Origin of the sequence: Sinorhizobium fredii NGR234 (assembly GCF_000018545.1) — a bacterium.
Classification (GTDB): Bacteria; Pseudomonadota; Alphaproteobacteria; order Rhizobiales; family Rhizobiaceae; genus Sinorhizobium; species Sinorhizobium fredii_A.
On record NC_012587.1, the window covers coordinates 1,589,360 to 1,602,445 of the forward strand.

A 13,086-nucleotide genomic window follows, 5' to 3' on the forward strand; every position below is an offset into this window, starting at 1 on the left:
CATTCAATTCTGGAAAGCGCCGGGCCTTTAACCCGGTGATCTGAAGGAGATGGAGCCGATGGGCTTTGCCGTAATGAGTCTGACCGATGCCGCCGCCGGCCGCGTGCGGTCGATCGTCGAGAATGCCCGTGGCGATGCCAAGGGCATCCGGCTGAGCATCAAGAAGGGTGGCTGCGCCGGCATGGAATATGCCGTCGACCTGGTGACCGACGCGAATGCCAAGGACGATCTGATCGAACATCAGGGCGCCAGGGTCTGGGTCGCGCCCGAAGCTGTGCTTTACCTGCTCGGCACCCAGATGGATTTCGAAGTCACCGCCCTGCGCTCCGGCTTCACCTTCAAGAACCCGAACCAGACATCGGCTTGCGGTTGCGGCGAATCGGTCGAATTGAAGCCCGCCGACCTGGCGGCCCTTGCGGCCGAGGGCAACCCGGTGGTCCGCGCGAATTAATTTCGCACGCTCTAACAGCGAAAAATGCAAAAAGGCCCGGTTTTCGCCGGGCCTTTGCATTTGAGCGGCATGTGTGGGGCGTGCTCAAGAAACGCCCCATTCTTTTACTCCGCGGCTTCCGCGTAGCTCTCGATCGGCGGGCAGGTGCAGATGAGATTGCGGTCGCCAAAGACATTGTCGACCCGATTGACCGGCGACCAGTATTTGTCGACGCGGAAGGCGCCGGGCGGGAAGCAGGCCTGCTCGCGCGAATAGGGGCGATCCCAGTCGCCGACGAGGTCTTCCACCGTGTGCGGCGCGTTCTTCAGCGGATTGTTGACCTTGTCCATCCGGCCTTCCTCGATGGCGCGGGCTTCCTCGCGGATCGCCAGCATCGCATCGCAGAAGCGGTCGATTTCGGCTTTCGTTTCCGATTCGGTCGGCTCGATCATCAGCGTGCCGGCCACCGGCCAGCTCATCGTCGGCGCATGGAAGCCGCAGTCGATCAGCCGCTTGGCGATATCGTCGACCGTCACGCCGGCGCTTTCGGCGAGCGGCCGCGTATCGATGATGCACTCATGCGCAACGCGCCCCTTGGCCGACTTGTAGAGCACGTCATAGGCACCCTTCAGCCGCTCGGCGATATAGTTGGCGTTGAGGATGGCCACCTTGGTCGCCTGGGTCAGGCCCTCGCCGCCCATCATCAGGCAGTAGCTCCAGGAGATCGGCAGGATCGAGGCCGAGCCGAAGGGCGCCGCCGAAACGGCACCGCCCTGACGGTGCGTTTCCGGGTGGCCGGGCAGGAACGGCGCGAGATGCGCCTTGACGCCGATCGGGCCCATGCCGGGGCCGCCGCCGCCATGCGGAATGCAGAAGGTCTTGTGAAGGTTCAGGTGGCTGACATCCGAGCCGATGTCGCCCGGGCGGGAAAGTCCGACCATGGCATTCATGTTGGCGCCATCCAGATAGACCTGGCCGCCATGCTTGTGGACGATCTCGCAGACCTCGCGCACGTTTTCCTCGAACACGCCATGGGTCGAGGGATAGGTGATCATGCAGCAGGAGAGCGTGTCGGCATATTGCTCGGCCTTGGCGCGGAAATCGTCCATGTCGATCTCGCCGATATCGCTCACCTTGACGACGACCACCTTCATCCCGGCCATGTGCGCCGACGCCGGGTTGGTTCCGTGCGCGGAGGTCGGGATCAGGCAGACGTCCCGATGGCCATTGCCTTTGGCGATGTGATAGGCGCGGATCACCAGAAGCCCGGCATATTCGCCCTGCGCGCCCGAGTTCGGCTGCATCGAGATCGCGTCATAGCCGGTGATCGCGCAGAGCTTTTCGGACAGATCCTCGATCAGATGCTGGTAGCCAAGCGCCTGGTCGGCCGGCACGAAGGGATGGATTTCGGAAAATTCCGGCCAGGAGATCGGCAGCATTTCCGCCGTTGCATTGAGCTTCATCGTGCAGGAGCCGAGAGGGATCATCGCCCGGTCGAGCGCCAGGTCGCGGTCGGCGAGGCGGCGGATATAGCGCGTCATCTCGCTTTCGGCGCGGTTCATGTGGAAGATCGGATGGGTGAGATAGTCGCTGGTGCGCAACAACTCTTCCGGCAGCCGGTAGTTCGGCTCGAACTCCTCGACCTTGAAGTCGCCGCCGAAGGCGCGCCAGACGGCCTCGAGCGTAACCGGCCGCGAACGTTCGTCGAGGCTGATGCCGATCTTGGTGTTGCCGATCTTGCGAAGGTTCACCTCCTCGGCCACCGCGGTCTTCAGGATGATGCCCTGCAGCTTGCCGACTTCGACCGTGATCGTGTCGAAGTACACATCCGGCTCAACCGTATAGCCGAGCTTTTCCAGGCCCATCGCCAGGCGCACCGTCTTCTGGTGGACGCTCTGCGCAATTGCCTTGATGCCCTTCGGGCCGTGGAAGACGGCATACATCGACGCCATCACCGCAAGCAGTACCTGCGCGGTGCAGATGTTCGACGTGGCCTTCTCGCGGCGGATGTGCTGTTCGCGCGTCTGCAGCGAAAGCCGATAGGCCCGGTTGCCGCGGGCGTCCACGGACACGCCGACAAGCCGTCCCGGCATCGAACGCTTGTGGGCATCCTTGACCGCCATATAGGCAGCGTGCGGGCCGCCATAGCCGACCGGAACGCCGAAACGCTGCGTCGAGCCGATGGCAATGTCGGCGCCCATCTCTCCCGGTGATTTTAGCAGAGCAAGCGCCAGCGGATCGGCGGCGACGGCCGCGATCGCGCCCTGTTCGTGCAACTTGGCGATCAGCTCGGAGAAATCGCGGACATGGCCGTAGGTGCCCGGATACTGGAAGATCGCGCCGAAGACGCCGGCGGCATCCAGATCCGAGAAGGGGTCGCCGATGACGAGCTGCCAGCCGAGCGGCTCGGCGCGGGTCTGCAATAGCGCTATTGTCTGCGGATGGCAATTCTCGTCGACGAAGAAGGCCTTCGCCTTGGACTTGGCGACTCGCTCGGCCATCGCCATCGCTTCGGCCGCGGCCGTCCCCTCGTCGAGCAGCGAGGCGTTCGCGACATCGAGCCCGGTCAGGTCACAGACCATCGTCTGATAGTTGAGCAGCGCTTCGAGACGGCCCTGGCTGATCTCCGGCTGGTAGGGCGTATAGGCCGTGTACCAGGCCGGGTTTTCCAGGATGTTTCGCTGGATCACCGGCGGCGTGATCGTGCCGTAGTAACCCTGGCCGATCAGCGAAACGAGTTTTTCGTTGCGATTGGCGGTTTCGCGCAGCTTGTCGAGCGCTTCGCGCTCGGTCATCGGCGCGCCCCAGGCAAGCGGCGTCTTCTGGCGGATGGAAGCCGGAACGGTATCGTCGATCAGCGCATCGAGGCTCGGATAGCCGACGATTTTCAGCATCTCTTCCATTTCAGCCGGCGAAGGACCGATATGGCGCCGGTTGGCGAAATCGTAGGGCTTGTAGTCGGTAAAGGTGAAATCCTTGGGCATGCTCATCAGCCGACAAGCTCCTTGTAGGCCGCTTCATCGAGAAGGTTGTCAGCGGAGCGCGGATCGGCAAGCTTCAGCTTGAAGAACCAGGCGGCCCCCTGCGGATCGCTGTTGACGAGCGACGGGTCGTCGACGATCGCCTGGTTGATCTCGACGATCTCGCCGTCGAGCGGACAATAGACGTCGGAGGCGGCCTTCACCGATTCGACGGTGGCGGCCGAATCGCCCTTGGAGAAGGTCGCGCCGGCTTCCGGCAGTTCCACGAAGACGAGATCGCCAAGCTGGCCGGCAGCGTGTTCGGTGATGCCGACCGTCGCAACGCCGCCCTCGACCTTCAGCCACTCGTGTTCCTCGGTAAATTTCAGCATGCGCGCTTCTCCTGATCAGCGTTTGTAGGTTTGTTTGACGAAGGGCAGGGCGGACACCGTGACAGGCAGGTATTTGCCGCGCACCTCCGCAAAAATCTGTGTGCCGTTCCCTGCATGGGCGGTTTCGACATAACCCATGGCGACCGGGCCATCGATGCTCGGTCCGAAGCCGCCGGATGTCACGGAGCCGATCGGCACCGTGCCGTCCGCATCGGCGAAAAGCGTGGCGCCGCCACGGACGGGGGCGCGTCCTTCCGGCCTCAGGCCGACGCGGCGGCGGCTCGTTCCGCCTGCAAATTCTGCGAGGATGCGGTCGGCACCGGGGAAGCCGCCGGCGCGCTCGCCGCCGGCACGGCGGCTCTTCTGGATCGCCCATTCGAGCGCCGCCTCGACCGGCGTCGTACCGGTATCGATATCGTTGCCATAGAGACAGAGACCCGCCTCGAGGCGAAGCGAATCACGCGCGCCGAGACCGATGGCCAGCACGTCCGGATGCTCGAGCAGGCGCTGCGTGACGTCGACCGCCGACGCGGTGGGAATGGAGATTTCGAAACCGTCCTCGCCCGTATAGCCGGAGCGCGAAATGATGCAGGTGACGTCGTGGAGATCCGCCTCCGCCACGTCCATGAAGCGCATCGAGGCGACATCCGCCCAGAGTTCGCAAAGCACCGCTTCGGCGTGGGGGCCCTGAAGCGCGATGAGGGCGCGGTCGTCGAGCAGCGTGACATCGCAGCTGTCGCCAAGCCCTTCCTTCAAATGCGCGAAATCGGCGTCCTTGCAGGCGGCGTTGACGACGAGGAAGAGATGGTCGCCGCGATTGGCAATCATCAGGTCGTCGAGAATGCCGCCGTCCGGATTGGTGAAGAGCCCGTAGCGCTGGCGACCTTCGGCAAGACCCAGCACGTCGACCGGCACGAGCCTTTCGAGCGCCAGGGCGGCATCGGCGATCCGGCCGGATTTCGGACGGATGATGATCTGGCCCATGTGCGACACATCGAAGAGGCCCGCCGCGGCACGCGTGTGCAGATGTTCCTTGAGCACGCCGTCTGCGTATTGAACCGGCATTTCATAGCCAGCGAACGGCACCATGCGGCCACCGAGCGAAAGGTGCAGGGCATGCAACGGCGTATGAATCAAGCGGGAGTTGCTTTCCAAGTCCGGCCTCCAGGTCTGGCGCTTGGCGCGCCGGCTCACACTACCGGCGTCAAACGCCGACAAATTCGAGCCCCCTCTGTCCGTTTGCCTGAGATTGTTATCCCTTCGGCGAGCGTAACCGCTTCTCTCCAGAGTCCTACCGGCACCTTGCTGGTCCTTTGGCCTGAGAGTTTCCGGGGCGGTTGCTCCTTCGGCACCGGATTGAACCGGTTTCTCCCAACAAGATCGTCTCCAGATAACGGCGAAGGCGGGATTTTGGCAAGGGCGAATGTCGCGACCGAACATATTTTTGTCGCCATGGCTTCATCGTCGCTCTCGTGCTGCCTGCGGCAAATCGGCCTTTGCATTTGCCGTCGGTTGTGGCTAACCAAGAGACGGCTACTGCATGTCTCCTTAGACCGATCTCGATCTAAGGACAAAGACATGCAGAAACTCAAAGTGCTACAGCGACCTTTGCGCGTCTGACAAGACGCGCGGCGCTGTAGGAGGCGATGTTGATCGGACAACGGGACAGATGGCGAATCGCGGTGCGGCTGCTAGCCGCCATCGGGCTCGTTTTCCTGTCTTTCGCCCACAAGCCCGCCCTTGCTCTCGGCGCAGAGGCGGCGCTCGCAGCCGAGTATCGACTTCCCGACGGTTCCTTCGCGGAGATTTGCTTCGGCGCCGAGGGTGTCGACCACCAGGGCAGCAAATCGCCTGCGATCGCTCCGATTTGCGACGCCTGCCGCCTCGCAGCCTCGGTGCTCATCCCTCAACCGCCGCAGGCAAGTGTGCCGGCCGACAACGGCAACTGGCGCGCCGAGCCACCTGCCTTCGAAGTTCAGTTCGCGCTGGCGCCTATGCGGCTCTTGCCGCCTCCGCGCGGGCCGCCAATCCTGTCGTAACGCTCTCCAAAGACTCGACGTTCATCACGCCGCTCGGCGGCATTGACCACGAAGCCCGTGTCTTAGGGTGTGTGGTTCGGAGATTTACGACATGATCAAGACCAGACTTACTTTCATTACGGCCGGCCTGACGCTCGCAGCAGCCGGCATGGCCCACGCACATGCAAGCTTCGAGCTTGACAGCACGCCGAACGAAGAGACCTTCAAGGCAATCCTGCAGGTGCCGCATGGTTGCGACGGCAAGGCGACGACCGAGGTGCAGGTGAAGTTGCCGGAAGGCTTCGTTTTCGCAAAGCCACAACCGAAACCCGGCTGGGAGCTGGAAATCATCAAGGGCGACTACCAGAAGACCTATGACAACCACGGAACCAAGGTTTCCTCCGGTCCGGTCGAGATCCGCTGGAAGGGCGGCAATCTGCCGGACGACTATTACGACACCTTCGTCATCCGCGGCAAAGTCTCGGGCTTCGACGAGGAAACGGTGCTTGCCTTCCCGACCACGCAGCTTTGCGGCACTGAGGCAAAGATCGTCTGGGATGAGGTGCCGGCCGCCGGCGAGAATGCCCACGCGCTCGAACATCCGGCACCGACCGTAACGGTGACGCCGGCAAGCGACGAACAGGCCCATGGCGGGCATGGCACTCATCAGGCCGCGGCCGGTCCGGTCGAAGTCGGTGATCTCGAAATCTCGGGCGGTTCGGTCAAGGCGATGCTGCCGGGCGCAAAGGTCGGCGGCGGCGGCTTTGTCGTCAAGAATACCGGCAGCGCCGACGACCGGCTGCTCGCCGTGGAAAGCCCGGCGGCCGGCCGCGTCGAACTGCATGAAATGACGATGGAGAACGACGTCATGAAAATGCGCAAGCTCGAGGACGGCATCGTTATCCCGGCGGGCGAGACGGTGGAATTGAAGAGCGGCGGCTTGCACCTGATGTTCATTGAGGTGCCGAAGTCCTTCGCCGAGGGCGACGCCGTGCCCGTCACACTCACCTTCAAGAAGGCTGGGAAGGTCGACTATGTCCTGCCGGTCGGGTCTGCCGGCGGTGAAGCGGCCGGCCACAAGCACAAGTAAGCCCTTTGCCGGGTGGAGCGGGTTTGGTCGGACCCGCTCCAGTCATGCTTCCTGGATGAACGCATCGAGCATGGCTGCGATTTCATCGCCGCTCTCGCCTTCATCGGGAGGCGCTTCATCCTGCTCATCGCCCCCGCGATTGTCGCTTTGCTCCGCCTGCATGAATTCGAGGTATCGGCGCAATGTCTCCGCCTCGCTCTCCTGAGGCGGACGCTGTTCAGCGCTGATCAGCATCAGCGCCAGGGGAAGGGCACCCTTCGTCCTGAGAACCGCAGGGGCAAGGGCCGACTGCTCCTGCGGCCGCGCCGAGAGCAGTGTAATGGCTTCATCGGCGGGACCATCGCCGCGCACACGCGCGGACGGCTTGAGGGCATCCGCCGCATAAGCTGCCGTTGTGGCGGAAACGGTTACGACCTGTGTCACGCTGTTCGCCCTGAAATACGCTCCTCCCTTCTCTCTGCCACGCTTTGATTTGCGACCCGGTGAAGCCGGGCGGTCGGATTTTAGTTGAATGCGAGCGTTTTTCGGGCTCGGGCGCGCTCTGGGCTATCTGGCCAGGCGAACCGTCCTCTTTCGGCGGTCTATGCCGACGGTTGAGCGAGATGTACAATCACAGCCTGACGAAGAGAAGCGGGCGCAGACCCTGCGCCCCTGAAGAGCATCGGTGAACTCGGTCAGGAAGGACGGGACCATGCGTGCTTTGCTGTTGCTGATAGCACTTTCTACACTCGCTGCGTGCGCCCAAACGGGAAGATCCCCCAGTTACAGCCCGTATATGCCCGGACAAGGCGACTACTATCCGGGCATCATTCCACCGACGCAGTTCTAGAAGGGTCCAGGCTCTGCGTTGCGGAACGCGGCAGAGCGCCTGCTGCTCGCAACATAGGGGAGAGGGCAGACAGGGGAATTGATCCCTGGCGAAGGCCGGAATATCAATGGCCGTCAATCCTTTAGGAAAGGGGCCGAGATCCATGCGCAGGATCCTATTGTTGCTCGTACTCGCAACGCTCACGGCATGCTCGCAAACCGTCCACGTCGGCGGAGAAGGCGAGTATTACCAGGGCATCGTCCCGCCGCGGTGAGCGCGGGATCATCTCCAAGTTTGAAGCAACTGCCGCTCGGCAAGAACAGGAAGGGCGCTCGACCCTTTCGGGGAGCGCCCTTCCAACCCGGAAGACGCGAAAGCGCCCGACAAGAATGTCGGCGCATGGTCCTCGATACGGGTGGTGACCGGTAGATGGGGACGACCAGCGGGATTTCAAGGGATCACGCCGACAGCGCAGTCAGAAACGCTTCTTCAGGAAATAGCGCGGAATGGCGCCCGCCCCGCCCTCGAGTTCGCCGAAGAGTTCGAAGCCGAGCTTTTCATAGAAGGGACGGGCCTGGAATTCGAATGTGTCCAGCCACAGGCCGATATAGCCCCGCGCCCTGGCGATCTTCTCCGCCTCTTCCATCATTCGCCGGCCGAGGCCGTGGCCGCGATATTCTTCCGGAATGGCCAAATACCTGACGAACGCCCAACCGTAGCCGTCGGTCGCATAGAGCCCGCCGATCGCGACGCGCGTTTGCGGATCACGGATGACGACGGCAAAGCCGTTCTGGTCGACCATGCCGCTATTGGCATTGTTGTAGGCATCGAGCGTCGCGACGATGGCGCTGATATCGTCAGGGTCGGGGTTATCGGGAATGATGTCGAGGATGGGAGCGGACAAGACGATGCAATCCCGACTGTCTGGAGGGACTGATCCAGCGTTCACCATACACCACGCGGGTGTCCGATGAGAAGCTCGGACAATTAGTAGGCCATGCGCACACCGCCGGGCGTCGCGGCGCTGAAATCGGGAACGGGGTTTGGCCCATACCATTGGGCGTAGGTCGTATTGCCTGCGCCGCCGGTGCTGGCGCATCCCGATAGAGCCACGGCCGCCAATGCGGCGGCGATCAGATACTTCAGGCGCATGGATTCTCCGATTCTGATTCGTTTAGCGGCAATCACGTTGCGGGATTCGCTGATGCCAGTCCATTGCTTAAAGGTTCCGGCTTTGGTGTCTTTAAGCACTTTCCATCAATTCTTCTTTTGTTCCCTATCGCATTCCAGCCCGAGGTTTTCCCTCGGGCCGGCGTCTGTGGAGGGCGGGGGGTTGGCGCCGCCGCCGCGCGTGCGTGCTGCTGCTAGATCAACTCAGCTGCACCCGCTCGTCGCACCACACGTGTCGCACTTCTCGCAAGTCCCATTCCGGACCATCGTGAAGTTCTGGCACTCGGAGCACATGTTGCCGGTGTAGCCCTGCATGATGGAGCGGGCGCGGCGTTCGGCTTCGACCTTCTTGGCTTCCGACTTGGCGGAGGCGGCTTCCGCGGCGGCCCTGTCGGAGAAGAGAGCGGTCACTTCCTGTTCGACTTCTTCGGCGATCTCCTCGGCAAGCTCGGCGGCGCGCTCCTCATAGTCGCGCTTGAAGGCGACGACTTCCGAGGTTGCGGCGGCTGTTGCCGGCTCCAGCTTGCGGACGGCGTTGCCGGCGATCGCGGTGACCGTGGCGCCGCCCGAGGCGCGGGTCGGAGCGCCGGTGGAGGCCCCCTTCGGCTCCGAGCGGTCGGCCGTGCCGCCGACGACCGTCGGCTTGTAGCCGCGCGTCCAGCCGGTCGAGACGAGGTTGGTCTTGCCTTCCTGGATGCCGCGGCCGAGCGCCGTGTTGCTGAAATCGGAGGTGTCGACATGGGCGAGGTCGTGACGGCCGAGATAGGAAACGGCGAGCTCGCGGAACACGTAGTCGAGGATCGACGTGGCGTTCTTGATCGCGTCGTTGCCCTGGACCATGCCGGCCGGCTCGAACTTGGTGAAGGTGAAGGCCTCCACATATTCCTCGAGCGGCACGCCATATTGGAGACCGAGCGAGATGGCGATGGCGAAGTTGTTCATCATCGCCCGGAAGGCCGCACCTTCCTTGTGCATGTCGATGAAGATTTCGCCCAAGCGGCCGTCGCCGAATTCGCCGGTGCGCAGATACACCTTGTGGCCGCCGACGATCGCCTTCTGGGTATAGCCCTGGCGGCGGTTCGGTAGTTTTTCGCGGGCGCGGATGACCTTTTCGATGACGCGCTCGACAATCTTCTCGGTGACCGCGACCGCCTGGGCGGCGGCCGGCGCCTGCAACAGCTCCTCGATCGCCTCCTCGTCCTCCTCGTCCTCGATCAGCGAGGCGTTCAGCGGCTGCGACAGCTTGGAGCCATCGCGATAGAGGGCGTTGGCCTTCAGCGCCAGCTTCCAGGAAAGCATGTAGGCGTTCTTGCAATCCTCGACGGTCGCCTCGTTCGGCATGTTGATCGTCTTGGAGATGGCGCCCGAGATGAACGGCTGGGCGGCCGCCATCATGCGGATGTGGCTTTCGACCGAAAGGTAGCGCTTACCGATCTTGCCGCAGGGGTTGGCGCAATCGAAGACCGGCAAATGCTCGGCCTTCAGGAAGGGCGCGCCCTCGAGCGTCATGGCGCCGCAGACGTGAATGTTGGCAGCTTCGATGTCCTTCCTGGAGAAGCCGAGATGCTCGAGCAGATTGAAGTCCATCGAGGCGAGCTGCTCGTCGCTGACCTTCAGCGTGCCCTTGAGGAAGTCGGCGCCGAGCGTCCACTGATTGAAGACGAACTTGATATCGAAGGCGGACTTCAGCGCCGCATTGACGGCATCGACCTTCTCATCGGTGAAGCCCTTTGCCTTCAGCGTCGTCGGATTGATGGCCGGTGCCTGGTTGAGGTTGCCGTGGCCGACCGCATAGGCCTCGATTTCGGCGATCTGGCTCTCCGAATAGCCGAGCGTGCGCAGCGCCTCCGGAACGGCCCGGTTGATGATCTTGAAGTAGCCGCCGCCGGCGAGCTTCTTGAACTTCACCAGCGCGAAATCGGGCTCGATGCCGGTGGTGTCGCAATCCATGACGAGGCCGATCGTGCCGGTCGGCGCGATCACGGTCGCCTGGGCGTTGCGGTAGCCGTGCTTTTCGCCAAGTTCGACGGCCTCGTCCCAGGCGCTCTTGGCGTGGGCGATCAGCTCCTGATCCGGGCAATCGGCATGGATGAGCGCGACCGGGTTGACCGACAGGCCCTCATAGCCGGTGGTCTCGCCATGGGCGGCGCGGCGGTGGTTGCGCATGACGCGCAGCATGTTCTCACGGTTCGGCGCAAAGCCGGGGAAGGGGCCGAGCTTGGCCGAGATCTCGGCCGAGGTTGCGTAGGCAACGCCGGTCATGATCGCGGTCAGCGCGCCGGCGATGGCGCGGCCTTCGGCCGAGTCATAGGGGATGCCGGACGACATCAGCAGGCCGCCGATATTGGCGTAGCCGAGGCCGAGCGTGCGGTACTCATAGGAGAGCTCGGCGATCTCGCGCGACGGGAACTGCGCCATCATCACCGAGACTTCGAGAACGACCGTCCAGAGGCGAACGGCATGCTCGTAATCGGCGATGTTGATCCGCTTGGTGGCGGCATCCTTGAACTGCATCAGGTTCAAGGAAGCGAGGTTGCAGGCCGTGTCGTCGAGGAACATGTATTCCGAGCACGGGTTGGAGGCGCGGATCGGGCCGGCCGCCGGGCAGGTGTGCCAGTCGTTCATCGTCGTGTTGAAGTGCAGGCCCGGATCGGCTGAGGCCCAGGCCGCGTAGGAGATCGACTCCCAGAGATCGCGGGCCTTCAGCGTCTTCATGACGCGGCCGTCCTTGCGGGCCGTCAGGTTCCATTCGTCATCCGCTTCGACGGCGCGCAGGAAGTCGTCCTTGATCGAGACGGAGTTGTTGGAGTTCTGGCCGGAGACGGTCAGGTAGGCTTCCGAATCCCAGTCCGTGTCATAGGTCTTGAACTGGATGTCCTTGTAGCCCTGGCGGGCGAACTGGATGACGCGCTTGACGTAGTTTTCCGGCACCAGCGCCTGCTTGGCGGCGCGGATCTCGCGCTTCAGGGCCGGGTTCTGCTTCGGGTCGAAGCAGGCGTCGTCGCTGCCGTCGCAATTGACGCAGGCCTTCATGATCGCCTTCAGGTGCTTGGCGACGATCTTCGAGCCCGTGACGAGAGCCGCGACCTTCTGCTCTTCCTTGACCTTCCAGTTGATGTATTCCTCGATATCCGGATGGTCGATGTCGACGACCACCATCTTGGCGGCGCGGCGCGTCGTGCCGCCCGACTTGATGGCGCCGGCGGCGCGGTCGCCGATCTTCAGGAAGCTCATCAGGCCGGAGGACTTGCCGCCGCCCGAGAGCTTTTCGCCTTCGGCGCGCAGATGCGAGAAGTTGGAGCCAGTGCCCGAGCCGTATTTGAAGAGGCGCGCCTCGCGCACCCAGAGGTCCATGATGCCGCCCTCATTGACGAGGTCGTCGCCGACCGACTGGATGAAGCAGGCATGCGGCTGCGGGTGCTCATAGGCCGACTTCGACTTGGTCAGCTTGCCGGTGAAGGGGTCGACATAGAAATGGCCCTGGCCGGGGCCGTCGATGCCATAGGCCCAGTGCAGGCCGGTGTTGAACCATTGCGGCGAATTCGGCGCGACGCGCTGGGTGGCGAGCATATAGGCAAGCTCGTCGCGGAAGGCGCTGGCGTCCTCTTCCGTTTCGAAATAGCCGCCCTTCCAGCCCCAGTAGGCCCAGGTGCCGGCGAGGCGATCGAAAACCTGCCGGGCGTCGGTTTCGGAACCGTATTGCTCGTCCTTCGGCAGCGCCTTCAGTGCTTCGGTGTCGGGAACCGAGCGCCACAGGAAGGAGGGCACGTCGTTCTCCTCAACGCGCTTCAGCTTGGCCGGCACGCCCGCCTTGCGGAAATATTTCTGGGCGAGAATGTCGGCGGCGACCTGGGAGAATTGCGCCGGCACGTCGATATCGGCAAGGCGGAAGACGATCGACCCGTCCGGATTCTTGATCTCGCTCGTCGCCTTGCGGAATTCTATCTCGGCATAGGCGGATTGCCCTGCCTTCGTGAACCGACGTTCGATCTTCATTGTCCCGTCCTTTTGCCATGCGCCAAGGCGCAGTTAACCCCGCCCGGCCGCGAGGTCTCCCGCAGCCAGCTTCAGCTTCCGTTCGCTAGAGGAAACCCAAACCAGGGTCTCCAGTATCTTGTGGTGATGCTGGCTGCAAACACTAAATATAGTATTAACAGGTTCTTTACGCCAGCCTGAATGTCGTTTCGGCGGCCCAAAAAATCGCGCAAAATTCCCGCT

10 protein-coding genes and 1 riboswitch are annotated in these 13,086 nt (G+C 63.0%); of the genes, 3 read left to right on the forward strand and 7 right to left on the reverse strand.

Annotation, left to right across the window (positions count from 1 at the left end):
- The first annotated feature begins 58 nt into the window (after positions 1-58).
- Complete coding sequence (gene sufA, locus NGR_RS18985) at positions 59-451, forward strand: Fe-S cluster assembly scaffold SufA (protein WP_012708086.1); 393 nt, start codon at positions 59-61, stop codon at positions 449-451.
- A gap of 104 nt (positions 452-555) precedes the next feature.
- Here the strand turns inward: sufA and gcvP are convergent, their stop codons facing one another.
- Genes gcvP through gcvT form a run of 3 tightly spaced genes read right to left on the reverse strand, consistent with a single transcriptional unit; the run spans position 556 to position 4,937 of the window.
- Positions 556-3,420: an aminomethyl-transferring glycine dehydrogenase gene (gene gcvP / locus NGR_RS18990; RefSeq protein ID WP_164924327.1), complete on the reverse strand. Its 2,865-nt coding sequence runs from the start codon at positions 3,418-3,420 to the stop codon at positions 556-558.
- Positions 3,420-3,782: a glycine cleavage system protein GcvH gene (gcvH, locus tag NGR_RS18995; protein ID WP_012708088.1), complete on the reverse strand. Its 363-nt coding sequence runs from the start codon at positions 3,780-3,782 to the stop codon at positions 3,420-3,422. Before gcvH ends, gcvP begins: the two co-directional genes overlap by 1 nt.
- Before the next feature lie 15 nt (positions 3,783-3,797).
- Positions 3,798-4,937 (reverse strand): glycine cleavage system aminomethyltransferase GcvT, encoded by a 1,140-nt coding sequence (gene gcvT / locus NGR_RS19000; protein ID WP_164924328.1) that lies wholly within the window; start codon positions 4,935-4,937, stop codon positions 3,798-3,800.
- A 141-nt stretch (positions 4,938-5,078) separates the two neighbouring features.
- A riboswitch (glycine riboswitch) is annotated at positions 5,079-5,166 on the reverse strand.
- 265 nt (positions 5,167-5,431) lie between these two features.
- Here gcvT and NGR_RS19005 point away from each other — a divergent pair.
- Both NGR_RS19005 and NGR_RS19010 read left to right on the forward strand, forming a co-directional pair.
- The gene (locus NGR_RS19005) at positions 5,432-5,821 is read left to right on the forward strand and encodes a hypothetical protein (protein WP_012708090.1); all 390 of its coding nucleotides are present in this window, start codon (positions 5,432-5,434) and stop codon (positions 5,819-5,821) included.
- 91 nt (positions 5,822-5,912) lie between these two features.
- Positions 5,913-6,890: a DUF1775 domain-containing protein gene (locus NGR_RS19010; protein ID WP_012708091.1), complete on the forward strand. Its 978-nt coding sequence runs from the start codon at positions 5,913-5,915 to the stop codon at positions 6,888-6,890.
- Positions 6,891-6,932: 42 nt separating this feature from the next.
- On the opposite strand, the gene NGR_RS19015 is transcribed toward NGR_RS19010, so the two are convergent.
- From NGR_RS19015 to NGR_RS19030, 4 genes are all read right to left on the reverse strand, one after another.
- Positions 6,933-7,313: a hypothetical protein gene (locus NGR_RS19015; RefSeq protein WP_164924329.1), complete on the reverse strand. Its 381-nt coding sequence runs from the start codon at positions 7,311-7,313 to the stop codon at positions 6,933-6,935.
- Positions 7,314-8,173: 860 nt separating this feature from the next.
- Complete coding sequence (locus tag NGR_RS19020) at positions 8,174-8,602, reverse strand: GNAT family N-acetyltransferase (RefSeq protein WP_164924330.1); 429 nt, start codon at positions 8,600-8,602, stop codon at positions 8,174-8,176.
- An 83-nt stretch (positions 8,603-8,685) separates the two neighbouring features.
- Positions 8,686-8,949, reverse strand: coding sequence for a hypothetical protein (locus NGR_RS19025; RefSeq protein WP_012708094.1), 264 nt, complete (start codon positions 8,947-8,949; stop codon positions 8,686-8,688).
- 123 nt (positions 8,950-9,072) lie between these two features.
- Entirely contained in the window at positions 9,073-12,864 is a 3,792-nt protein-coding gene (locus NGR_RS19030) for a vitamin B12-dependent ribonucleotide reductase (RefSeq protein ID WP_012708095.1), read from the reverse strand.
- Between the last annotated feature and the right edge of the window lie 222 nt (positions 12,865-13,086).

Bases quoted from the DNA above. Each gene is read 5' to 3' on its own strand.
- gcvP (WP_164924327.1), bottom strand. From the start codon at position 3,420: ATGAGCATGCCCAAGGATTTCACCTTTACCGACTACAAGCCCTACGAT.
- gcvH (WP_012708088.1), bottom strand. From the start codon at position 3,782: ATGCTGAAATTTACCGAGGAACACGAGTGGCTGAAGGTCGAGGGCGGC.
- sufA (WP_012708086.1), top strand. From the start codon at position 59: ATGGGCTTTGCCGTAATGAGTCTGACCGATGCCGCCGCCGGCCGCGTG.
- NGR_RS19030 (WP_012708095.1), bottom strand. From the start codon at position 12,864: ATGAAGATCGAACGTCGGTTCACGAAGGCAGGGCAATCCGCCTATGCC.
- NGR_RS19010 (WP_012708091.1), top strand. From the start codon at position 5,913: ATGATCAAGACCAGACTTACTTTCATTACGGCCGGCCTGACGCTCGCA.